Raw genomic sequence first — 21,482 nt, forward strand, 5'->3', positions numbered from 1 at the left:
AGCTGGAAAGCGGTGTCGGCGGTTCCGAGATCCGCTCCCTGGATGTCCTGCCCGGGCGTGCCCGGTCCGCCGTTCCCTTCCTGGATGAGAATCGATGTCAGCACGATCGTAGGAGCGCCCCCGCAGAAACCCGTGGGGGTCACGGTTGCAACGATCGGGACCAGCCGGTGGTTGGGAGGGTAGAGCCTGGAGGGAGACAGTGAGACCTGAAGGCTCCGATCCGGCTCCGGGGCCGGATCATGAACGCATCCGGCGCCGGAATTGCAGGAATCCAGGGTGCACGGGTCCTGATCGTCGCAGGAGAGGGGTGTCGAAGAGCAGCCGCCTGCGGCGTTGCATGTATCGGCAGTGCACGGATCCGCGTCATCGCAATTCCGTGACTGGAAGACACAGCCGGTCGTAGAAGAACATAAATCCGTGGTACACAGATCGAAATCGTTGCAGATCACGGGGTCGCTCAAATTGGGTTCGCACATTCCGCCGCCGCCGCATCGACCTGAGTAACACTTGTTTGGCGAGGTGCTGCAGTGAAGACCCAAAAAGATCGTGTAACCGCATCCCAGAGGCGGTGGCCCCGCCACGGAGCAGCTCCATCGAATGCATTCATTGTCGCTCGGGCATAAGGATTTTTCAGCCTGGTGGCTGCATCTTCGATCGTTAGAGATGCATTGATCCACGGTGCATTGGAGGCCGTCGTCGCAATTCCGGGGAGAACCGCCCATGCAATTCCCGCCGCTACAGAAATCGGCCACCGTGCAGAAGTCCCCATCCTCACAGGTTCCCGATCCCGGGACGAACGTGAGCGTGCACTCGCCGGATTCCGGATCGCAGGCGTTCGCGGTACACGGATTGCCGTCCTCACAGTCGATGGGCGTCGCGATGCAGCCGGTGTCTGCCACGCAGCTGTCGCGCGTGCAGGGGTTCCCGTCGTCGCATGCAATGGCGGCTCCGTGGCACGGTCCCCCGGCTATCGACTGGCAGAAATCGTTCGACGTGCAGGGATCGTGATCGTTGCACGCAGATCCGGCCGCAAGCGGAGCGCCGCTGCACTGCCCGAACTGGTCGCATTCTCCTGCTGCGAAACAGTCTCCCTCCACGTCGCAGGCGGTGCCCTTCGGGAGGTCGGTCCCCTGGCAGGATCCAATGGTGTCGCAGGAATCGCCTTGCGTGCAGGGATTGGCGTCGTCGCACGGGGTCCCCGGGGTTTGAACCGTGCCGCGGCAGATCCCTGCGCTGTCGCACGTATCGCCGAGGGTGCACGCACGAGAATCGTCACAGGGCGAGCCGGGGCTGGGAGTCTGCCGGCAGGCGCCTGTAAGAGTGTCGCAGGCGCTGACCGTGCATGGATTGCGGTCGTCGCACAGCTTGGGGGCATGCGTGCAGGTGCCTGTTGTGGTGTTGCAGCCGTCGATGGTGCAGGGATTGAAATCGTCGCACGGAGGACAATCGACTTCCAGCGCAGCGCTCCGGGAGGCGCGGGTTCCTCCATAACCGGGGGCTCCGGCGAGGGCGGTCGCCAGCGCCAGCAAGGCTGTGAAGAACAGGGCGATCCGTCGTCCTGTGGACGGAGCTCTCATGACAACCCCCTTGGCCCGGTGGACCGCCCGCGGGCCTGGCAATCTGAAGCATGTGGACGAACGAGGAAGTTCTACCGGACTAAGTACGCCTGGGTCACGGGCTTGTCAAGGGTGAATCCTGTTGAGAGCTTCCGGGGGCGGGGGCTATACTCCGGGGCAGGATGCTCAGCCTGGCGCGCCGCAGCGAGGCGACCCTCAGAATCAAAGGCTCCCGTTTCCTGGCGTTCGCGCTGCCGGTGGACTCCGAAGACCAGGCGCGGCGGGAGATCGAAGCCTTCGAGACGAGCTACCCGGATGCCAGCCACTGCTGCTTGGCTTACCGCGTGTCGACGCCCGCGGCGGGTGTCGAGCGGTCCAGCGACGCCGGGGAGCCGGCCGGCTCCGCCGGCGCGCCGATTCTTTCGGTCCTCAAGGGAAGAAGCCTGGAGAACGTCCTGGTTGTTGTCGTCAGATACTTCGGAGGTGTCAAGCTCGGCGTCGGGGGGCTGGTTCGGGCCTACCGTGATGCCGCCATCGCGGCGATCGATGCCGGGGAGATCCTGGAGCGCATTCCGACCCGGCGGCTGGAAGCGCGCGTGCCGTTGCAGTGGTCGGGCGAGATGCGCTCGCACACAGCGCGCCTGGGAGGATCGATTCTCTCCGAGACCTATGATGACGAGGCGCGCTTCGTGATCTCGATTGGCGTGGACAGGATGGAAGAGCTGCGCAGCCGGATCGACGATCTCACCCGTGGCGCGGCCTCCTGGCGGGAGGCCTAGATGCCGCGCTGCGGAAAAACCTCCACGCCCCCGGCAATCCTCCGTGTCTTTCCCCTCACCGGCTGCATCCTGCTCCCCGGGAACTGGCTGCCGCTGCATATCTTCGAGCCGCGCTACCGCGCCCTGGTCACGGATGCCATCGCCTCCGATCAGTTCATCGGCATGGTCCAGCCGGTCATCCCGGCGCCCGACAACTCCGGGCCGGTGGAGGAGCCGAACGGGGCGCCGGAGCTGCACCACATCGGCGGGGCAGGACGCATCGAGCACTATCTGCCCGAGCCGGATGGCCGCTTTCACATCCTGCTCAAGGGAGTGACGCGGTTCCGGCTGATCCGGGAGCTGGCAGTGGAGAAGGGATACCGGCGGTTCGAGGTCAGCTACGAAGGCTACGATGCCGATGCGCTGGAGCCGAGACGTCCGCTGGACGCCGCCGACATTCTCGAGGCCTTACAAGTCTTGCGCGCTTCCCACAGCATCTCGATCGAGCCGGAGGATTTCAAGAATCTCGCCGGGATCGCCGTGTTGAACGGTCTCGCGGCCGCCTTGCCGTTTTCCCCGGCCGAGAAGCAGGCGTTGCTGGAAGCGCCGGCCCCCTGCGACCGGCAGAAGATCCTGCTGGCCCTGATGACCATGGGGTTCCGGCAGGGGACGGGCACTCGGGTATTGCCTCCCGGGACGATCCATTGACGCGACCAGCTTCACCTGGCTCGGGAAGGTGCTCGGTTGCGACTGCGACGTAATTCCACACGAAGGAGCTAACTCTCATGCGAATTCTCCGCTCGATTCACAAGCACCTGCCGGCCGTTTTCTGTCTTCTCGCTTTTCTGGCAGCAGGCCCCGCCTGGCCTGCCGGCAAGAAAGGAGAGGAGGGGACCGCCGCGCCCGCGGCGCCCGGCGGCAAGGATCTCTTCCTGGTGCGGCTCATACCTTCGACGCCCGGGGCCGAGGCGACCGAGGAGCAGAAAGCGCGCATCGTGATGCACTTCGAGCACCTGAAGTCGCTGCAGGCACGCGGCGTCCTGGTTCTGGCGGGCATGAGCACCGATGTCTTCGAGGGACTGATCGTCCTGAAGGCGGCGGACCAGGCCCAGGCCGAGGAGCTGATGGCCAATGATCCAGCGGTTGCGGCGGCCATCTACAAGGTGGAGATGCATCCTTTTCAGATCGTCCTGTCGGGTGCATCCCGCTAATCTCACCGTGCTATACTCCCGCCGCCACGACGGCGGAGAGCATGTTCAAGAAGCGCCGCAACCCCCAGGAAAACCGGCCGACCATCCCCACCGATGATGGGAAATCCGCTGCCGCCACCGTCATAGGGTCCGACCACATTCTCAGCGGCGAGCTGGTCTCCGAGGAGAACATCCGCGTGCATGGACGGGTGGAGGGAAACATCTCCACCTCCGGCTCGCTGTTCGTGGAGCCCTCCGGGTTCGTCAAGGGCGACATCACCGCGGAAAACGTGGTGGTGGAAGGAAGCGTGGAGGGGACGGTTATCGCGGCGCAGAAGTTCGAGCTGCGGCCGGCGGGCAGGATCCAGGGCGACATCCGTGCGTCGGTGGTGGCGATTGCCGAGGATTCGTTCCTTCGTGGCCGCGTGCTCGCTACCGAGCGCGTCTCCTCGATGACGGCGGTGAAACGTCGGGTGGAGCGCAGGTAGGCGCTTGAACCGGCGCGTCGTGATCGTCCTGGCGGTTTTCCTGGCCCTCGCTTCGCTGCTCGTGGCCTATACCGTCACGCACCAGCGTCCCCGCGTTCCTGCCGACTCCGATCACCTGCAATCGGACGATCCACAGAACTGCCTGAGATGCCACGGCCGCGGGCAGCCGAATGCCCGATCGAAAAACCATCCTCTCGACGACAAATGCTGGGATTGCCACGAGCGTGCCCGCTGAACTTTCTAGAGGGAAGCGCCCGAGGCGGTGGGTCCGATCGGGTAGTGGGAGGGGGACGGAGCTCCGTCCGGAACGACCAGCCTGCGCAGCAGTCCGAGCCCAAGCCCGAGCCCGCTGGCAACGACTCGCGCTCCCAGCCTGTGACGCAGGGAGCGGTATTCCTGGCGGCCGGCAATCAGGTCCGAGACGACCGCTTGAATCGGCCGGCTGGCGGATGCCAGCAGGGTGAAAGCCTCACAGAACCGGCGCGCGAAGAAAGCACCACGGTGGTCCCGCGCCCATGCCATCTCATCTCCGAACGCCGCGGCACAGGCGCGAGGGTAGGCGGCGGGATCGTCCCGCTCCAGCGCTTGGGAGAGGAAGCGCGATGAAAGCAGAGCGTAGTGGATGCCCTCGCGCGTGAGGGGGTCCACGAAGCCGGCGGCATCACCCGTCAGCGCCCAGCCTTTTCCCAGGCAGGAATCCTCGACCTTCAGAGAGGACGGCAAAGAAGGAATCTTCGCGCCGTAGCGGACGGTGTGCCTGAGGATCTGCGCGCCGTAGAAATCGATCAGGAAGCGCTCCATCTGCTCGAACAGCGGTTGTGAATTCCCGCCGGCGCCGTCGCCGCAGATTCCCGCGGCGAGGTGATCCCGGCGGGGAAAGATCCAGGCGTAGCCATCGAGACCGTCATAGAACTTCAGGATGATCTCGTCCGACGAGTAGCCTTCCAGGAAGTATCCGATTCCGATCGACCCGTCCAGGCGGGGCAGGTGCGGCGCGACGCGCGAGCGGACCAGGCCGCTGGCGCCGTCCGCCCCGATCAGGAAATCGCCCTGCTCCTTCCTCCCGGCGCCATCGGTGACCTCCCAGGCCTGATCCCTGCGGAAGACGGCGACCACTTTCTCCCGACGCACCTCGGTTCCCGCTCCGGCGGCCCGCTCCAGGAGGATGCGGTTGAGATCGCAGCGGCTGAAGACCCGCAGCGGCTCGGCCAGCGGCACCAGCGCTTCGCGTCCGGAAGGGGAGAAGATGCGCGCCCGAACGGCGATGCGCTGCGGCAAGCCGGCATCGGCCAGCGCCGGGCAGAGATCGACCCCGCGCTCCGGGACGCCGCCCCCGCATGGCTTTTCCCATCCGGGACGTGCCTCGTAGAGAATGACGCGCGCCCCTTTTGACGCGGCCAGCTCGGCAGCCTGCGAGCCGGCGGGTCCGCCGCCCACGATGATCAGCTTCATTTCGTTTCGCCCTGACGCCCGCGGCGGGTCGCCGCGCGCGGGCGGTTGCCGGAGAGATCCGTCCTCATTATAGTGACCGCCCCTTCGGACGGAGCATTCGTGGCCTACTACCTGGGGAAATTCCTGGAGCTGAACGGCATGGTGCTGCTCGGTCTGGGACTTTTCTGGGGCATGGCGCGCGACGACGTCAAGGGAGAGATCGCCATGCTCGCCCTGGGGGCCGCCATCTTTCTGATCGGCTACATGCTGGAGAAGAGAGCCATGCGGGGGGAGTGAGCGGGGCTCAGTGCTTCGCGGCCGTCTGGCTCTTGCACTTGGCGGAGGTCTCCTCGATGAAGCGGCTGAGCGCTTCCACCCGCGCCGGGTTCTTCTCCAGCGATCGTGCCTTCTCCATCAGCGGCACCGCCTCGCAGTGCCGCAGCAGTCCCGCGAGCGCTCCCGCCAGACTGAGGTAGGCGCTCGGATCGTCGGGAGTGATCGACAGCAGGGACTGGTAAATCATGACGGCGCTGTCGTAGTCTCCCGCCTTCATGTGGGCTCCCCCCAGCTTCTCCACCGCCTCGGCGGAAAACGGATCCAGATTGGCCGCCTTGGCGTAGGCGCTCACCGCGGTGAAGATCTGTCCGCGGGCCATCAGGTTGTCGCCGGTGCGCAGGAAGGCTTCGACGGAGCTGGGATTGCCGTTGATCGCATCGGCGTAGGCCTGCGAAGCGCGGATGGTGTCCCCCGTGACCTTGCGGAGATCCCCCAGGAGAAGATTGATGCGCTCGTCCTGCGGGTAGATCTCCTTGGCTTTTTCGCACGCCGCGATGGCTTCGATGAGGTTTCCCTTTTCCTTCAGGACGGAAGCCAGCAGGTAGAGAGACGAAGCATCATGCCCGTTCAGCTTGATCAAGGTGCGGACTTCTTTTTCCGCCAGCTCCGTCCGCCCCGCGCGCAGGGCACATTGCGTCGCGAGGGAATGGGCCTGCTGCGATGCCGCGTCGGCCTGGCCGGCGCGCAGCAGCGCCGGGATGCCGTGCTCGAAATCACCGCGGGCACAGGCGGCCTGACCGGATTTGAGGTCCACGCCGGCGAGCAGCATGCGCGACACACGAAGGACCGTCAGTCCCGCCAGCAGCACGAAGACCACGCTCGCAGCCGCTCCCAGCGCCTTGCGGCGGCGCGGCTCGAAGGTCCAATCCAGAGTGCGCTCCGATCTCCCGGTCGCCGGGTCGCGCGGCCCCGCGGCGGCGAACGCCGCGAGCAGGACGGCGCTCCAGAGCGTCGGCTGCTCCCTCAGGGGATTGGCCAGCATGGCCGAGGCGGCCAATCCTGCCAGCCCGGCGACGCCGGCTGCCGGCAACGCCGCTCCGCCTCGGGCCCTTGCCAGACCGGAGCGCAGCAAGGCGATGCCCGCCCAGAGGAGGAGCAACAGCCCCACGCCTCCCAGCTCGGCGCCGATTTGCAGATACTCGTTGCCCGCCTGGGTGGGGATCCTCGCCGCGGTGAATCCGGTTCGCGGATGGGTGTTTCCCGCGACGTTGGCGAAACCCTCGCGCCAGTTGCCTGCTCCTATGCCGAGGGGATGAGACAGCGCCAGTCCGCTCGTTACGCGCCATGTCTCGAAGCCCAGCTTCCAGCCCTGGAGCTCGCTCATCTTGAAAGAAGGCGGAGAAGAGCTGATGACTATTCCCGTTCCCTTGGTGCCCCAGGCGATGGCAACGGCCGCCAGAACCACCGCCAGAACGGGTGCCGCGAGCGGCCGGCGGGGCGATGGGGCTCCCATGCGGATGGAGCGCAGCGCACGCAGCGCCGCGTAGGCCAATGCGGCGAAGGCGAGGGCCGCCCAGGCTCCGCGGGATCGCGCCAGCACGACATAGGCGGCCGAAGCCCCTGCGCCCAGCCACCAGAGCCATCTGGCGACGCCGGAGCTGGTCTCGGCCAGCATCAGCACCACGGGAAACGCGAGGGCCGTGAACAGCGCCGCCGTGCTCACGTCTCCCACCAGCACGCCTCCCATATTGGAAGGAAGCCAGGTAGTGATCGGCCCCATGAGAATCTGGGAAAGGCCCAGCCCGGCGGTGACCAGGGCCCCTATCGAGAGACACCTGGGGACCAGGCGATCTTCCGGCGGGAGCGCCGAGGCGGTCAGGAAGAAAACCAGGATGGCATAGGCCGCATCCCGGGCGGCGGTCAGCGCGTCGGCCTTGTAAGGAGCCTGGAAAATCGACAGCAGCGCGAAAAAGAGGAAAAAGAGAAGGGGCAGAGCGGCGCCGGCGCTGCGCAGCCTGACTCGGTTGCTCCGCAGCACGCTCGCGAGCCAGACCCCCAGGACCGCGACGGCTCCCACGTCGACGAGGGCCTGCTTGGGGAGCTGAAAGGGATCCAAAGCGATAGGAAAGATGACAAAAGGAAGGAGGAGCGATACGAAGGCGAGGGGCCAGCGCAGGCCGGAGCCAGGCCGGTCGTGCCCGGCTTTACCGTTTTCCGCCACGTGAAGCTCCTGGCCCGGCGTTGCCGGACGCGGACATCGAAAAAAGCGCGAAATCCTAGCACAGCGAGCTAAAGTCATCAAGGGCAGAGGTTTGACGGACGGCATAAGGCGGACTAAAATCACATCACCCGGAAGCGTGACACACATTCCTGCGAGGTGCCCCCTGAGCTCCCACGTCATCTTTCGCAGCTGGAGCGACTCCGAAGCCGAGCTGGTGCGCGGCCTTCTCGAAAGTTACGGTATTCCCTGCCAGGTCATTTCTCACATCACCCACTCCGTGGTGCCTCTCACGGTCGACGGGCTGGGGGAAATCCGCCTCTCGGTCCCGGACGAGGCGGCCGACGAGGCGCGCGAAATCCTGGAAGCCCATCAGCTCTCTGGTGTCCCGCGCAACCTGGAAATCGTCGGAGAATGACCGTTGCCTTCCCGTCTCCATCGCCGTAAATTCACTTCATCGCTCGAGATGTGACGAGTTCTTGGACGCTTTGAGAGCGCCGTTCCTGGTCCTCGGAATCCTCGGAGCCTCCCTGCTTGCTTTCGGCTCGGGCGGGCAGGCCCAGCGGACCGCGGATCCCACCGGACCGTTCCAGAGGGGAATGGTTCTCGGCATTTTCTCGAAAAGCGATCCGGAGTATTTCCGTCACAGTCTGGCCGAGATGCAGGAGCTGGGAGTCGATTCGGTCTCCTTCATCGTACCGAGGGTGCAGAAGGACATCCGGTCGATCGGGTTTCGCGAGGACAAGTGGGTCACGCCGGGCAAGCCGGCGTTGCGCACCGCAATCCGGGAAGCCCACCGCCTCGGCATGCGCGTTTTTCTCCTGCCGATCGTCTACCTTGACGATCTGAAGGAGGGCGAGTGGCGAGGAACGATTCGGCCCGGAGATTGGGACGCCTGGTTCGCGGCCTACCAGCGCATGATCCTGGAATACGCGACGCTGGCCGCCGAGGAGAAAGTCGAGTATTTCAGCGTCGGCTCGGAGCTCTGCTCGACGGAGAAGATGGAAAAGCGCTGGGCCCGCGTCATCGGCGCGGTGCGGCGCGTTTATCCGGGCAAGCTGACCTATTCGGCGAACTGGGATCACCTGGATCCAGTCTCGTTCGGAAAGCACCTCGATTTCCTGGGGATGAACGCCTATTACGAGGTGGGGAAGGGGAGCGGGTCCGACGTCCAGGAGATGAGCCGGCGGTGGACGGAAATCCAGAAGGGGATCCGGGCCTGGAAGACCCTCAACGGGGACAAACCTCTGGTTATCACGGAGATCGGCTATCCGAGCCGGAAGGGAGCCGGGGTCGACCCCTGGAACTACATGGCGGAGGGGGACCCCGATCCCGAAGAGCAAAGAAAATGCTTCCAGGCCTTTGTGGAGGCCTGGAAAAGTGAGACAATGCTAGCCGGAGTTTACGTCTATCTCTGGTGGGGAGAAGGCGGCCCCACCGATCGAGACTACACACCACGTGGAAAGCCGGCGCAGGAAGTGATCCGAAGCTGGTACTTCGAAAAGAAAGTCGAAGGCGGGCCCGGGGGCCTGCCGGGAGCGAGGCAATGAACCGGCAAAAAATCCGGACCGCAATCGTCGCGAGCGCTTTCGCGCTGGGCCTGGCCGCAAATGCCAGTGCCGCCCAGCTCGTCACCTTTACCCGCGGACATTCAATCGTCGTGCAAACCGTCGAGAAGCGCGGCAACTGGTACTACTTCACCCTGGATGGCGGCGGCGAGATGGGAGTTCCGGTGAAGCAGGTGGCGAGCCTGGAAGAATATGATCTGCCGCCGGCTGCCGCGGCCCCCGATGCCGCGGCCCAGCAGCCGCCGCGTGTCACTGCCGTTCCCAATCCTCCTCCTTCCGCGCCGGACGCCGCGCCCGCGCCCGCGGCGCTGCAGAGCAATCCCGGCGACGCGCCTGCGCAGCAGGACCCTAATGCCGTCGATCCAACGGCGGGCGGACAGCACCCGGGGGATGTCGGCAATGCCGCGCCGAACGGCTCGGAAGACTGGCGCTCGAAGGTGAAAATGAACGTGGGCGGCCGATCCCAGCAGCTTGCTCCCGGCCGCAGGCAGGGAGCCGGCATGGGGGGATACGGGGCCGTGAATCCGTTCAGCCGCAAAAACAAGCCACCGCAGCAGCCGGTTCCTCCCCAGCAGTAGATGCCCCCCCGCGCGCCGGGCGCTGCCGGGTCCAATCACTGCATCTGCGTCGGTCTGACAGGTCCGAACGCTTCCGGGAAGGGAGAGGTGGCCCTGTTCCTGGCGGAAAAGGGCTTCACGCTTCATTCCCTGTCGGACATCGTGCGCGAAGAAGCCGCGGCGCGCGGCCTGGATCACTCCCGCGACAATCTCATCAAAACCGGGACGGATTTGAGGACGCAGTTCGGTGACGGCGTGCTGGCGGAGCGCATCCTTGCCCGGCTGGGCGAGCGCAGCGTCGTCGACTCGATCCGCAACCCGGGCGAAATCCGCGCCCTGAGGCGTCTCGGCGGCTTCCATCTGCTCGGTATCGACGCGCCGGTGGATCTGCGCTTCGAGCGCAGCCGCCTGCGCGGGCGCCGGGGAGACGGCGGCAGCCTCGAGGAGTTTCGGCGCAAGGAAGCGCTGGAGCGCGCCGACCGGGGCCCGGGCCAGCAGCTCGATGTCTGTCTCTCCATGGCCGACGTCCTCATCCAGAACGACGCCACGCTCCCCGACCTCCGGCTCCGGGTATCCGAGGTCCTTTCCCGCCTGGGCGTCACTCTCTAGAACCAACCCCCGTCCCCGAGGCCCGAGTCTTGACAGCCCCGGGAGCGCCGTCTATAGTGAACGCCTGTTTTTTCCGTCACTTGCGGGGAAAAAAGGGGGGATGATGGAGGAGGCGCTTCCCGGCAGGGTCGACCTGGTCCGGACCCGTCGGGTGCAAGAATCGGCCGGTCCGATCGCGGCCGCGGTTCCGGAGCCTCTGCTTCCTCGCATCAACTCACCCGCCGATCTGAAGTCTCTCACTCTCGATCAATTGCAGCAGCTCGCGCAGGAGCTCAGGACCTACGTCGTCGACGTCGTGTCCAAGGTGGGCGGCCACCTGGGTCCCAGTCTCGGCGTGGTCGAGTTGACGCTGGCGCTGCACAAAGTCTTCGAATCCCCGACCGACAAGATCGTCTGGGACGTCGGGCATCAAGCCTATCCTCACAAGATACTCACCGGACGGCGGGAGCGCTTTCCGACGCTGAGGCAGTACCGCGGCGTCAGCGGATTCGTGAGCCCCGCCGAATCGGAGCACGATGCCTTCGGTGTGGCGCATGCGAGCACGTCGATTGCCGCCGCCTTGGGGATGGCCGCGGCGCGGGATCTCAAGGGCGAGAGCTTTCATGTCGTCACCGTGACCGGCGACGGCGCGATGACCGGCGGCCTCGCCTACGAGGCGCTCAACAACGCCGGCCATTCCAAGCGCGACCTGCTGGTCATCCTGAACGACAACGAGATGTCGATCTCTCCCAACGTCGGCGCCATCTCGCAGTACCTGACCAGCATCACCGCGAACCCGTTCTACGGGCGGATCAAGGACGAGGTCAAGGCGATCCTGGAGCGGGTCCCGCTCGGGGAGCCGGTGGGCGAGCTGGCACGCCGCGTGGAGCAGAACTTCAAGAACCTGCTGGTCCCGGGCGCGCTGTTCCAGTCCCTGGGCTTCGCCTACTACGGACCGATTGACGGCCACGATCTGGAAGGCCTGATCGCCGTCCTGTCGCGCCTGAAGCACTCGCGCGGCCCGGTCCTGCTGCACGTCCTCACGAAGAAGGGAAAGGGATACGCCCCGGCGGAAGGCAATGCCTGCTACTTCCACGGCGTTTCCCCTTTCGACGCCGTCACCGGCAAGACCCCCGGCTCGGACAAGAAGGGAGCGCCCAGCTACAACGAGGTTTTTGCCGAGGCGCTTTGCGATCTGGCCGACGCCGACCCGCGCGTCGTCGCTCTGACCGCCGCCATGGCCGACGGCACCGGGCTGGTGCGCTTCCAGGAGCGGCACCCGCAGCGCTTCTTCGACGTCGGCATCGCCGAGGCCCATGGCGTCTGCTTCGCCGCGGGACTGGTCACGCAGGGGATCCGGCCGGTCGTGGCGATCTACTCGACCTTCCTGCAGCGCGCCTACGACCAGATCATCCATGATGTCGGCGTTCAGAATCTTCCCGTGGTCTTCTGTCTCGACCGCGCCGGGCTGGTCGGACCCGATGGTCCGACGCACCATGGTGTCTTCGACTTCAGCTACCTGCGCGCCGTGCCCAACTTCATCGTGAGCGCCCCCAAGGATGGCAACGAGATGAAGGATCTCCTCGTCACCGCCCTGCGGCAGAACGAGCACCCCTTTGCCATCCGCTATCCGAAGACCCCTTGCGGAAAATACGATCCGACCCGCCCGGGCTCGATTCTGCCGATCGGCTCGTGGGAGGTCCTGAGGTCCGGGACCGACATCTGCCTGCTGGCGGTGGGCGCCATGGTGGAGATTTGCGAGAAGGCGGCAGCCGCTCTCGAGGAAAAGGGGATTCGTGCCGGGGTGGTGAACTGCCGGTTCGTAAAGCCGATCGACCTGCCGCTGCTGGCCGAGCTGCGCAAGACCTATCCGCAGCTGGTCACGGTCGAGGAGAACAGCATCAACGGCGGCCTGGGCAGCGCCGTTGCCGAGGCCCTCGCCGAGGCGGGCGCGGCCCCGCCCCGCTGCTTCGCCGTTCCGGATCGCTTCGTGACTCACGGCTCCCGCGCCGAGCTCCTCGAGGAGGTCGGCTTGTCCGCGGGGCGCATCGTGGCGCGGGTCCTGGCGCTTCTCGGGAAGGCTACTTGATTCGCGTCACCCCGGTCCCGGGCGATCTCTCCGACCAGCGCGCCGATCTCACCGTTCACTTCCAGTTCGAAGGCGAGCCTTATCCCGCCACGTTGGCAGATCCGGCTCTGCGCAAGAGCCTCGCCGAGATCGCGCGTCTCGACGGCTTCGAGGGGAAGCAGGACTCCGCCCTCCTGTGGCACTCGAACGGACGCCCCGCCGCGCGCTTCCTGGTCATGGGTCTCGGCCGACGCAAGAACCTGAGTCGCGAGGTCCTGCACCGGGCCAGCGCCGTGGCGGGATCGCGCTCGGTAGGGCTGCGTGCGAGGCGCGTCGGGCTGGTCCTGCCTCCGCTCCCCAAGGACAAGCACTTCGAGGAAGCTGCGGGCCTGGCCGCCGGGGGCTTCCTGCACGGCCTCTATCGCTTCGACAAGTACTTGAGCGCCCCGCGCAACGGCGCCGGTCCCGAGGAGATTCTCGTGGGAGCCGGAGAGGGGAAGCTGAAGCGCATCCGCTCCGTGCTGGAGGAGGTGCAGGAGATCGACCGGGTCTCCCGCGTGGCGCGGGATTTGATTTCCGAGCACCCCGGCTACCTGCATCCCGAGAAAATGGCGGAGGTGGCGGTCCGCGAGGCCAGGAAATCCTCGGTGAAGTGCAGGCTCATGAGCGAGCCGGAGATGAAGCGGCTCGGCATGGGAGGGATGCTGGGGGTGTCGCGCGGCTCCGAGCACCCCGCGGTGATGATCCATCTCAGCCATGTGCCGCGCGGCGCCAAGAAGAAGCCGCGCGTGGTGCTGGTGGGGAAGGGAGTCACCTTCGACACCGGCGGGATATCCCTGAAGCAGCCCGAGGGGATGGAGGCGATGAAAGCCGACATGTCCGGGGCGGCCGCCGTGCTTGGCACCATGCTGGCCCTGCCCGCCCTGGGGATCGGCGTCGAGGTCCACGGATTGCTCATGATGGTGGAGAACATGCCCGACGGGCGTGCGATTCGCCCGGGCGATGTCCTGCGGATGGCGAACGGCAAGACGGTCGAGATCAAGAGCACCGACGCGGAGGGCAGGCTCATCCTCGCCGACGGGCTGTCGTGGGCCTGTGCCACGCTCAAGCCCGACTTCCTGATCGATCTGGCGACGCTGACCGGCGCCTGCATGGTCGCGCTGGGACCGGGATGCACCGGGGTGATGAGCAACAACGATCGTCTCGTCCGGCGCATCCTCGACAGCGCCGAGGAGGCGGGGGAGAGGATGTGGCAGCTGCCCCTGTTCCCCGAATACCGCGAGCACATCCGCTCGGACGTGGCCGACATCAAGAATTCGGGGATCCGCTACGGAGGCGCGATCACCGCCGGATTGTTCCTGCAGGAATTCGTCCAGCCCGACGTGGCCTGGGCCCATCTCGACATCGCGGGTCCCGCCTACTTCGAGTCGGCCTACGGCTACGCCCCGAAAGGGGCCACCGGCCACGGCATCCGCACCCTGATCCGCTTCCTGCGCTCGCTTTCCTGAAACAATGGGTCATCGGGAGCACCATCGCGAAGCGCCCCGGCGCGTCCGCGTCGCCGTCCTCACCGTCTCCGACACTCGCACCAAGGATACCGACCGCAGCGGGGTGCACATCCGACGCCTGCTGGTGAAGTCGGGGCACGCGGTCGAAGATTACCGCGTCGTCCGGGATGATCCGGTCCGCATTCGGGAAGTTCTGAAGGCCTGGATCAAGAAACCCGCCATCCAGGCGGTGATCCTTACCGGCGGGACCGGGATCTCGCCGCGCGACGGCACGGTGGAGGTGGTGGAAGCGCTGCTCACGAAGCGCCTCGCAGGGTTCGGGGAGATCTTCCGCGCGATATCCTACCGCCGCATCGGAGCCTCGGCTTTCCTCAGCCGCGCCACGGCGGGACTGAGCGGGTCCAAGGTGCTCTTCTCACTTCCAGGTTCCGAGGATGCCGTGGCCCTGGCCATGGAACGCCTCATCCTTCCCGAGCTGGGACATCTGATCCAGCAGGTTTCCAAGAAAAGCTGAAGCGGCGGGTTAGCTGCGCAGGTGCCGGGGTCCGCGAAGGATCCTGGACGGCAGCGTCAGAATGGCCCCGAGGAGATCGAAGACCGCGCTCACCGTGATGCCGATCAGGCGAAACGGCAGCAGCAGGAGCCAGATGAGCGGATAGAGGATTAGCGCCAGCAGCGCCAGCGGCCAGCACAAGAGAAAAAGGAGACACCAAAGCAGGAAGGTCGCCATCGCAACTCCTTTCGGAATCCAGCGCAGCCGCGGCACCCGATCCTGGGATACGTTGGCCCGCTCCGGGAAGTTCCTCCCGGGCCTGAAGCCGCGGCGGATTGGCCGGCGGCCCATGGTCCAGAAGCGGTTCGTTGCCGGCAAGTCGGTGGCCGCCGTCTCCCTGGAGGTGTTCAACCTCCTCGATGACGACGCGCTGCACATCTCCACACTGGAGCCCACCGCCGGCGTCCTCGGGTCGACGAGGAGCGGCCATTCGGCAGGTGCTTCCAGATCGGCTTACAGCTCGATTTCTGAGGTGCGGCCGTTCGTTGACAGCGGATCGCTCGCATGCTAGCGTTGCCGGCCTGTCCGGTGCATTGACCCCGCTTCGCGCCGCCTGCCCGGAGCCGACGCCGGGCGCTGACGGCCTCGCGGCCCGCATGAAATTCATGAATCTCAGCCTGCTTCGATCCAAGCTTCGAGGAGAAGTTCTGGAGGACGAGTCCTCCAAGCGGCGCTACAGCACCGCGGAGTGCATCTATCGCGTCGTCCCGTCGGCCGCGGTCCTGCCGGCGGAGACGGAAGACGTCCTGGAGACGCTGTCCTGGGCGCGCCACAGCGGCGTTCCCGTGACGGCGCGCGGCGCCGGCTCGGCGGTTGCCGGACAGAGCGTCGGCAGCGGCATCATCCTCGACTTCTCGCCCCACCTGAACCGGGTCCTGCAGATCGATGCTGAAAAGCGCCAGGCGATCGTGCAGCCGGGGGTGGTGCTGGCGGAGCTGAACCGGCAGGCGGCGCGGCACAGCCTCCGCTTCGCTCCCGATCCGTCCTCCGGTGCCTTCTGCACGTTGGGCGGGATGATTGCCAACAACGCCGGTGGCCCACGCAGCGTTCGCTACGGACCGACGCGCGACCACGTCGTCGGATTGAAAGTTGCCCTGGCGGGGGGCGTGACGCTGCAGACCCGCAGTCTCGATCAAGGCGCGCTGGAGGCGGGTGAAGATCTTCTCGCGGCGCTGTCGAAGGCGCTGCGCGATCGGGTCGAAGCGGATCGGGCGGCGTTGGAGCGCACCGCTCCACACGTGCGCCGGGTTTCCTCGGGCTACGAGCTGCTGCGGGCGGTGCAGGGTGAAAGCGTCGACCTGGCGCAGCTGCTGGTAGGCTCCGAAGGGACGCTGGGACTGACGCTCGAAGCGACGTTGCGCCTGATCGATCTGCCCGGAGGGACGGCCACCGCGCTGCTGCACTTTCGCGATCTGGAGTCGATGGGACAGGGAGTGCTGCGCGTTCTGGAGCACCATCCCTCCGCGGTGGAGGCGCTGGATCGCTCCTTTCTCGATCTGATTCGCGAGGCGGGCCAGGAGGAGGCGCGCGCGCTGCCCGCGGGCACCGAGGCGGTCCTGATCGTGGAGCTGGAAGGGGAGGATGAGATGGAAGCGGCCCACCGGCTGGAGCGCCTCGCCGCCGATCTGGTGCGGCCGAGCCTGGCGGCAGGGATCGTGCGCGGGCTGGAGCCGCGCACGCGTGAGAGAATCTGGGAGATCCGCAAGGCGGCCTCTCCGATCCTGACGGCACGCCAGAGGAGGCTGAGGAACACCCGCTTCATCGAGGATGCCTGTGTTCCGACGGAGCGTCTCCCCGAGTTCCTCCGTGCCATCCGCCGGATCCTGGCGGAGCACCGGCTCGAGGCGGCGATCTTCGGGCATGCGGGCGATGCGATCCTGCACGTCAATCCGCAGCTGGATGCCGGCGATCCGGGAATCGCCGCCCTCATGGAGCGGGTCGCGGTGGAGTACGCGGCGATGGTGCTGGGGATGGGCGGGGCGCTCTCCGGCGAGCACGGCGACGGGCGCCTCAGGACGCCGTTTCTCGAGCAGGCCTTCGGTGAGGTCGTCGGGACCTTCCGGCGCGTCAAGGAGCTTTTCGATCCGGACAACCTTCTGAATCCCGGGATCAAGGTGCACGATGGGACCAGCCGCATGACCGATCATCTCGATCTGGGGCCGCGCGCCGTGCACGAAGGTATTCCCGTCTGGTAGGAGGCCAGGACTTTGGTGGCGCAGAGATTCCTTCCGACCCGGCTGTCGATTCATCCCAGCGCCTTCGTGGCGGAGCCCTCGGTCCTGTGCGGCGAGGTGAGCCTCGGCGCCGATTCGAGCGTCTGGTTCATGGCGGTCCTGCGCGGCGACACGGCGCCGATTCGCGTCGGCGAGCGGACCAACCTTCAGGACGGCTGTATCCTTCACACCGACATGGATCTCCCGGTGGAGATTGGCAACGACGTGACCGTGGGACACGGCGCCATCGTTCACGGGGCCCGGGTCGCCGGCGAGGCGCTCATCGCCATGCGGGCCACGGTCCTCAGCGGCGCCGTGGTGGGCCGGCACTGCCTGATTGGCGCGGGCGCGCTGGTGCCCGAAGGCATGGTGGTTCCGGATGGCTCGCTGGTGCTCGGCGTGCCGGGGAAGATCGTGCGTGCCCTGAAGGCGGCCGAGGTGGAGAGGATTCTCGAAAATGCCCGCGTCTATCTCGAATATGCGCGGGCCTACCGCGACGGCGTCGTGAAACCGCCGCCCGCACGGAGAGGCCATGACGCCTGAGATCATTGCCCGGATCCGCCAGGCCCTCGGCGGAGCGGGCCGGATTCTGCTGACCACGCACCAGAACCCCGACGGCGACGGGCTCGGATCGCAGGTCGCCCTGACCGCCTATCTCCGGTCGATCGGGAAGGAGGTCGTCATCCTCAACCCCGATCCGGTCCCGGAGCGCTACCGCTTCCTCGATCCGGAAGGGACCATCCGCTCCTTCGAGGAGCCGGGCGGAGCGGAGCTGCTGCGCGGCTGCCAGCTGATCGTCACCCTCGACAACTCGAGCCTGCATCGCCTCGGTAAGATGGAGCAATCGGTGCGCGAATCGGGACTGCCTTCCGTCTGCATCGATCACCATTCCACCACCGACGCCTTCTGGGGAATCAACGCCATCGACGAGAGCGCCTGCGCCACGGGAGAGATGATCTTCGATCTGATCGTCGCGCTCGGGGGGAGGCCCGACCGCGCCTCGGCCGCGGCGCTGTACACGGCGATGGTGACCGACACCGGCAATTTCCGCTTCTCCAAGACCTCGCCGCGCTCGCACCGGATCGCCGCGGAGCTGCTTTCCCTGGGCGTGGATCCGGCGGGCATCTACGAATTGGTCTACGAGCAGCAGCCGGAAGGCTTCATCCGGCTGATGGGAATGGCGCTGGCCAAGTTCCGTCTGGAGGCCGACGGGCGCCTCGGCTGGATCGCGCTGAACCGGCGCGAGATGATCGAGTGCTCGGCGGAGCAGGCCGACACCTCGGAGATCGTCAACCACCTCTTCGCCATCCGCGGCGTGCGGGCCTGCCTGCTGTTCAAGGAGCTGCCCGACGGCAAGGTGAAGGTCAGCTTCCGGTCGAAGGGATCGATCGATGTCCATGCGGTCGCCTCCTCCTACGGCGGGGGCGGCCACCAGAACGCCTCCGGCGCGGTGGTGGACGGTCCTCTCGAGGGGGCCATCGGCAGGGTGGTGGCGGATGTCCGCGCGATTCTCCCCTGAGCCGCTGCGGCTTCAGATAGGGATCCTGCTTTCCGGGTGCGGCCACTTCGACGGCAGCGACGTGCAGGAAACGGTCCTGTGCGGCCTCGCCCTGGATCGCCGCGGCGCGAAGGCGATCGCCCTGGCGCCGCGGCGCCCGCAGCTGCACGTGGTGGATCACACGGTGGGAGACGAGACGGCCGCCGAGGCACGCGACCTCTATCTCGAATCCTCGCGAATCCTTCATGACAAGATCCAGATGGTTCCCGACTTTCCCCTCGAGACGCTGCAGGCGCTGATCGTGCCGGGTGGATTCGGCGCCGCCAAGAACCTCATGATCGGCTTCGCGCAGCCGGGAACGCGGCGCGAAGCGCACCCGGACGCCGCGGCGGTGGTGGGGCATTTCCTCGAGACCGGCAAGCCGATTGGCGTGGTAGGGCTGGGGGACATCCTGATCGCCCCTTTGATCGGCGCGCCCCTCGAGGACCCTCAGGAGGGGCTGGATCCGGCCGAGGTGCGCTCCTTTCGGAACGGCAGCATCGTGTCCACTCCCGGGTTCAAATCGTTCCACCGGGTCTCCGAGGTAGCCGTGGGGATCGAGGCGATGGTGGAGGAGCTGCTGCGGCAGGTGAAGCGGCGATGAGAGTCCGGGTGCTGCTTTTCGCGCGGCTGCGCGAGCTGGCGGGGCGCGAGGTGGTGGACCTGGATCTTCCCGAGGGGGAGACTTTGTCCGGCTGCTGGCGCCGTCTGCAGCAGGAACATCCTCCCCTCCAGGCCTATCGCGGCATGCCGCTGGCCGCCGTGAACCAGGAATATGCGCCGGCCAACCTGGCGTTGCGCGGCGGAGAGGAGGTGGCGTTCTTTCCCCCGGTCAGCGGCGGCAGGGAGGGGGAGAGGGAGGCTTATCGCATCATTGCGGAGCCGATCCTGCTGGACGCCCTGATGGCCGCCTGCTCAGGCGAGGACGTGGGAGCCCTGGCGTCCTTCGTCGGAACGGTGCGCCGTGAGAACGCGGGGCGCCGCGTGACCGCCGTCGAGTATCACGCCTATCCGGCCATGGCGGAAAAAGTCTTGAGGGGAATTGGCCAGGAGATGCTGCGTGGATACGGTCCACTACGTATCGCCCTGATCCACCGGGTGGGACGGCTCGCCATCGGGGAGGCCAGCGTGGCGATTGTGGTCGGGTCGGCGCACCGTCATGCCGCCCTGGGAGCGGTGGCCTATGCCATCGAGCGCATCAAGCAGGCGGCGCCCATCTGGAAGAAGGAATTCTACGAGGACGGCTCGAGCTGGCTGGAGCCGGCGCCCGCCAAACCTGAGACCCCCTGAAAAAAAAGCGGGGAGCCGAAGCTCCCCGCCAAATTCCTATTTCCAGCCGGGTTATTTCTTTTCCGGCGGCTTGGCTTCCGCCTTGGCGATGCTGGCGACCTTGAGGGTCTCGCCCTCGACGGTTCCGGTGACGGTCACCGTCGAGCCAGCGAACTCTTCGGCCTTCTTCAGATCATCGAAGGCATAGAACTTGGAGTTGGCAGCGTCCCACACACCCAGCTTGCCACCCTTCTCGTGCGCGCACTTCAGGGCGCAATCCTTGTGCCCTTCCTTCGCGCCCATGTCCTTGCAGTGGCTGTCGGTGACGTAGCCGGTAATGGTGGTGGCCTTGGCGTCGGCAGCCGAAACCATGCTGACGGTGGCCAGACCCAGAACGAGAGCGCAGACGGTCAAAACAGAGATCTTCTTCACGATTCTGTCACCTCCTTCCTTCCTTGAGAAGGCCATCATCCTAGACTTCCATTGCACCGAAGTCAATTTATCGGCCGCCGGTTCTGCGGCGGTTGTACGTAACCTCGTCAGAGTGCTATACTTCGCCTCGCCGTGCGGGCTCAGACCTTACGGCGTGAAAAGCCGGGAACAGAGAGACTCGAGAATCGGACGGAAAGCGAATGCTTGACTGCATCATCCAGGAACAGGGCCTTTCCGCCTCGATCCATGAATATGATCTCCTCCGGGATATATCCCCCGGAAAATGTCGGACGCGCAACAATCCCAGGGAAGGGCGTGCGCCCTTCATGATCGACCCGCGAGGATTGTCCTCCGACTGACCCGCCTTCTTCACGCTTCCCCGCCGGCCAGGGAGAACCTGGCGTGGCCCACCCTCTCGAGCGATCGTCCGGCCTGAAACGCCCGATCCCCTTCGAGTTCCGTCCCGGAACTCCGGCTTCCCGCCCCGAGCCTCCTTCTTTTCTGTCGGAAGGAGCCCGGGGAGACCCCGGAGAGGATGCCGCCCGCCCCAGCAATGCACGAGGATGCCCATGATGGAAAGCCCGGTCCTTCTCCTGATCGGCGCCCTCGCTCTGATTGTCGCCGGGTTTGCGCTCGGCTGGCTGGGTAACTTCCGGCTCGGGCAGAAGCACCTCAACGCCGCCCGCTCGGAAGCCCAGGAGATTGTCAGGGAGAGCCGCCGTGAAGCCGAAAAACTGAAGAAACAGGCCCTGCTGCAGGCACGCGAGGAATGGCAGCAGGTGCGCACCCGCATGGAAGCCGACCTGAAAGGCCGCATCCGGGCGGCCCAGAAGCAGCAGCAGAGCCTCGACGACAAGGACCGCTCGCTGCAGCAGAAGCTGGACGAGACCCGCAGGCAGACGGACAAGATCCAGGAGAGCGAGCGCCGTCTCCACGGGCTGCAGGCGGAGGCGACGGAGAACCGTGATCGCTACCGGCGCCAGCGCGAGGAGGTCAACCGGCGCCTCGAGCAGATCGCCGGCATGGGAGTCGAGGAAGCCAAGAAGATGCTGCTGAACAACCTCCGGGCGGAGACCCGCTTCGAGGCGGCCCGCATGATCCGGGAGATCAAGGAGGAAGCGCAGCGCAACGCCGATGCGGAGGCGGGGAAAATCATCGCGCTGGCCATCGAGAGACTGGCCTCCGAGGTCACGGCGTCCAAGTCCGTGAGCGCCATCGCGATCCCGAGCGCCAAGGTGAAGGGGAGGATCATCGGCTACGAGGGGAAGAACA

General features: G+C 66.2%; 24 protein-coding genes. 20 read left to right on the plus strand and 4 right to left on the minus strand.

Features of this window, described 5'->3' with window-relative positions; all coding sequences use genetic code 11:
* Positions 1–720: 720 nt before the first annotated feature.
* The 6 genes from VFW45_02715 to VFW45_02740 all read left to right on the plus strand — a co-directional run bounded on the left by VFW45_02715 (position 721) and on the right by VFW45_02740 (position 4,227).
* Positions 721–1,008: a hypothetical protein gene (locus tag VFW45_02715; GenBank protein HEU5179674.1), complete on the plus strand. Its 288-nt coding sequence runs from the start codon at positions 721–723 to the stop codon at positions 1,006–1,008.
* Between the two features lie 730 nt (positions 1,009–1,738).
* The gene (locus VFW45_02720; protein HEU5179675.1) at positions 1,739–2,335 is read left to right on the plus strand and encodes a YigZ family protein; all 597 of its coding nucleotides are present in this window, start codon (positions 1,739–1,741) and stop codon (positions 2,333–2,335) included.
* On the plus strand, positions 2,336–3,022 hold the full coding sequence (locus tag VFW45_02725; protein ID HEU5179676.1) for an LON peptidase substrate-binding domain-containing protein: 687 nt from the start codon (positions 2,336–2,338) through the stop codon (positions 3,020–3,022).
* Between the two features lie 77 nt (positions 3,023–3,099).
* Entirely contained in the window at positions 3,100–3,525 is a 426-nt protein-coding gene (locus VFW45_02730) for a YciI family protein (protein HEU5179677.1), read from the plus strand.
* Between the two features lie 41 nt (positions 3,526–3,566).
* Positions 3,567–3,992 (plus strand): polymer-forming cytoskeletal protein, encoded by a 426-nt coding sequence (locus tag VFW45_02735; GenBank protein HEU5179678.1) that lies wholly within the window; start codon positions 3,567–3,569, stop codon positions 3,990–3,992.
* A 4-nt stretch (positions 3,993–3,996) separates the two neighbouring features.
* Complete coding sequence (locus VFW45_02740; protein ID HEU5179679.1) at positions 3,997–4,227, plus strand: hypothetical protein; 231 nt, start codon at positions 3,997–3,999, stop codon at positions 4,225–4,227.
* A gap of 5 nt (positions 4,228–4,232) precedes the next feature.
* On the opposite strand, the gene VFW45_02745 is transcribed toward VFW45_02740, so the two are convergent.
* Positions 4,233–5,444, minus strand: a complete 1,212-nt coding sequence (locus VFW45_02745) for an NAD(P)/FAD-dependent oxidoreductase (protein ID HEU5179680.1) — start codon at positions 5,442–5,444, stop codon at positions 4,233–4,235.
* 99 nt (positions 5,445–5,543) lie between these two features.
* Between VFW45_02745 and VFW45_02750 the strand changes: the two genes are divergently transcribed.
* On the plus strand, positions 5,544–5,720 hold the full coding sequence (locus VFW45_02750; protein ID HEU5179681.1) for a hypothetical protein: 177 nt from the start codon (positions 5,544–5,546) through the stop codon (positions 5,718–5,720).
* 7 nt (positions 5,721–5,727) lie between these two features.
* On the opposite strand, the gene VFW45_02755 is transcribed toward VFW45_02750, so the two are convergent.
* Positions 5,728–7,920 carry a tetratricopeptide repeat protein gene (locus tag VFW45_02755; GenBank protein HEU5179682.1) on the minus strand — a complete coding sequence of 731 codons (2,193 nt, stop codon included), beginning with the start codon at positions 7,918–7,920 and terminating at the stop codon, positions 5,728–5,730.
* A 136-nt stretch (positions 7,921–8,056) separates the two neighbouring features.
* Between VFW45_02755 and VFW45_02760 the strand changes: the two genes are divergently transcribed.
* The 7 genes from VFW45_02760 to VFW45_02790 all read left to right on the plus strand — a co-directional run bounded on the left by VFW45_02760 (position 8,057) and on the right by VFW45_02790 (position 14,720).
* Entirely contained in the window at positions 8,057–8,335 is a 279-nt protein-coding gene (locus tag VFW45_02760; protein ID HEU5179683.1) for a DUF2007 domain-containing protein, read from the plus strand.
* A 61-nt stretch (positions 8,336–8,396) separates the two neighbouring features.
* Complete coding sequence (locus VFW45_02765) at positions 8,397–9,467, plus strand: hypothetical protein (protein HEU5179684.1); 1,071 nt, start codon at positions 8,397–8,399, stop codon at positions 9,465–9,467.
* The gene (locus VFW45_02770) at positions 9,464–10,063 is read left to right on the plus strand and encodes a hypothetical protein (protein HEU5179685.1); all 600 of its coding nucleotides are present in this window, start codon (positions 9,464–9,466) and stop codon (positions 10,061–10,063) included. The genes VFW45_02765 and VFW45_02770 overlap by 4 nt, the downstream gene beginning before the upstream one ends.
* Positions 10,064–10,651: an AAA family ATPase gene (locus VFW45_02775; GenBank protein ID HEU5179686.1), complete on the plus strand. Its 588-nt coding sequence runs from the start codon at positions 10,064–10,066 to the stop codon at positions 10,649–10,651.
* Between the two features lie 100 nt (positions 10,652–10,751).
* Positions 10,752–12,719 (plus strand): 1-deoxy-D-xylulose-5-phosphate synthase, encoded by a 1,968-nt coding sequence (gene dxs / locus VFW45_02780; GenBank protein ID HEU5179687.1) that lies wholly within the window; start codon positions 10,752–10,754, stop codon positions 12,717–12,719.
* Positions 12,716–14,206, plus strand: a complete 1,491-nt coding sequence (locus VFW45_02785) for a leucyl aminopeptidase (GenBank protein HEU5179688.1) — start codon at positions 12,716–12,718, stop codon at positions 14,204–14,206. The genes dxs and VFW45_02785 overlap by 4 nt, the downstream gene beginning before the upstream one ends.
* Positions 14,207–14,210: 4 nt before the next feature.
* The gene (locus VFW45_02790) at positions 14,211–14,720 is read left to right on the plus strand and encodes a MogA/MoaB family molybdenum cofactor biosynthesis protein (protein ID HEU5179689.1); all 510 of its coding nucleotides are present in this window, start codon (positions 14,211–14,213) and stop codon (positions 14,718–14,720) included.
* A 9-nt stretch (positions 14,721–14,729) separates the two neighbouring features.
* On the opposite strand, the gene VFW45_02795 is transcribed toward VFW45_02790, so the two are convergent.
* Positions 14,730–14,936 carry a hypothetical protein gene (locus tag VFW45_02795; protein HEU5179690.1) on the minus strand — a complete coding sequence of 69 codons (207 nt, stop codon included), beginning with the start codon at positions 14,934–14,936 and terminating at the stop codon, positions 14,730–14,732.
* A gap of 419 nt (positions 14,937–15,355) precedes the next feature.
* On the opposite strand from VFW45_02795, the gene VFW45_02800 reads away from it, so the two are divergent.
* Genes VFW45_02800 through VFW45_02820 form a run of 5 tightly spaced genes read left to right on the plus strand, consistent with a single transcriptional unit; the run spans position 15,356 to position 19,799 of the window.
* Positions 15,356–16,954, plus strand: a complete 1,599-nt coding sequence (locus VFW45_02800) for an FAD-binding oxidoreductase (protein ID HEU5179691.1) — start codon at positions 15,356–15,358, stop codon at positions 16,952–16,954.
* Positions 16,955–16,969: 15 nt separating this feature from the next.
* Entirely contained in the window at positions 16,970–17,515 is a 546-nt protein-coding gene (locus VFW45_02805; protein ID HEU5179692.1) for a gamma carbonic anhydrase family protein, read from the plus strand.
* Entirely contained in the window at positions 17,505–18,491 is a 987-nt protein-coding gene (locus VFW45_02810) for a bifunctional oligoribonuclease/PAP phosphatase NrnA (GenBank protein HEU5179693.1), read from the plus strand. The genes VFW45_02805 and VFW45_02810 overlap by 11 nt, the downstream gene beginning before the upstream one ends.
* On the plus strand, positions 18,469–19,113 hold the full coding sequence (locus tag VFW45_02815) for a hypothetical protein (GenBank protein HEU5179694.1): 645 nt from the start codon (positions 18,469–18,471) through the stop codon (positions 19,111–19,113). Before VFW45_02810 ends, VFW45_02815 begins: the two co-directional genes overlap by 23 nt.
* Positions 19,110–19,799, plus strand: a complete 690-nt coding sequence (locus VFW45_02820) for a molybdenum cofactor biosynthesis protein MoaE (GenBank protein HEU5179695.1) — start codon at positions 19,110–19,112, stop codon at positions 19,797–19,799. Before VFW45_02815 ends, VFW45_02820 begins: the two co-directional genes overlap by 4 nt.
* A 51-nt stretch (positions 19,800–19,850) precedes the next feature.
* Here VFW45_02820 and VFW45_02825 read toward each other — a convergent pair whose 3' ends face one another.
* A complete protein-coding gene (locus VFW45_02825; protein HEU5179696.1) occupies positions 19,851–20,210 on the minus strand; it encodes a hypothetical protein in 360 nt (119 codons plus the stop codon).
* 572 nt (positions 20,211–20,782) lie between these two features.
* On the opposite strand from VFW45_02825, the gene VFW45_02830 reads away from it, so the two are divergent.
* Positions 20,783–21,482 (plus strand): Rnase Y domain-containing protein (locus tag VFW45_02830; protein ID HEU5179697.1); only part of this gene is annotated, 700 nt, incomplete at its 3' end.

The sequence above is a fragment of the Candidatus Polarisedimenticolia bacterium genome (assembly GCA_035764505.1).
In the GTDB taxonomy this organism is placed as follows: domain Bacteria; phylum Acidobacteriota; class Polarisedimenticolia; order Gp22-AA2; family AA152; genus AA152.

Coding starts and splice junctions, on each gene's coding strand:
- VFW45_02775 (HEU5179686.1), top strand. CDS start 10,064: ATGCCCCCCCGCGCGCCGGGCGCTGCCGGGTCCAATCACTGCATCTGC.
- dxs (HEU5179687.1), top strand. CDS start 10,752: ATGATGGAGGAGGCGCTTCCCGGCAGGGTCGACCTGGTCCGGACCCGT.
- VFW45_02795 (HEU5179690.1), bottom strand. CDS start 14,936: ATGGCGACCTTCCTGCTTTGGTGTCTCCTTTTTCTCTTGTGCTGGCCG.
- VFW45_02820 (HEU5179695.1), top strand. CDS start 19,110: ATGAGAGTCCGGGTGCTGCTTTTCGCGCGGCTGCGCGAGCTGGCGGGG.
- VFW45_02800 (HEU5179691.1), top strand. CDS start 15,356: ATGAAATTCATGAATCTCAGCCTGCTTCGATCCAAGCTTCGAGGAGAA.
- VFW45_02720 (HEU5179675.1), top strand. CDS start 1,739: ATGCTCAGCCTGGCGCGCCGCAGCGAGGCGACCCTCAGAATCAAAGGC.
- VFW45_02745 (HEU5179680.1), bottom strand. CDS start 5,444: ATGAAGCTGATCATCGTGGGCGGCGGACCCGCCGGCTCGCAGGCTGCC.
- VFW45_02715 (HEU5179674.1), top strand. CDS start 721: ATGCAATTCCCGCCGCTACAGAAATCGGCCACCGTGCAGAAGTCCCCA.
- VFW45_02770 (HEU5179685.1), top strand. CDS start 9,464: ATGAACCGGCAAAAAATCCGGACCGCAATCGTCGCGAGCGCTTTCGCG.
- VFW45_02735 (HEU5179678.1), top strand. CDS start 3,567: ATGTTCAAGAAGCGCCGCAACCCCCAGGAAAACCGGCCGACCATCCCC.
- VFW45_02790 (HEU5179689.1), top strand. CDS start 14,211: ATGGGTCATCGGGAGCACCATCGCGAAGCGCCCCGGCGCGTCCGCGTC.
- VFW45_02815 (HEU5179694.1), top strand. CDS start 18,469: ATGTCCGCGCGATTCTCCCCTGAGCCGCTGCGGCTTCAGATAGGGATC.
- VFW45_02725 (HEU5179676.1), top strand. CDS start 2,336: ATGCCGCGCTGCGGAAAAACCTCCACGCCCCCGGCAATCCTCCGTGTC.
- VFW45_02810 (HEU5179693.1), top strand. CDS start 17,505: ATGACGCCTGAGATCATTGCCCGGATCCGCCAGGCCCTCGGCGGAGCG.
- VFW45_02730 (HEU5179677.1), top strand. CDS start 3,100: ATGCGAATTCTCCGCTCGATTCACAAGCACCTGCCGGCCGTTTTCTGT.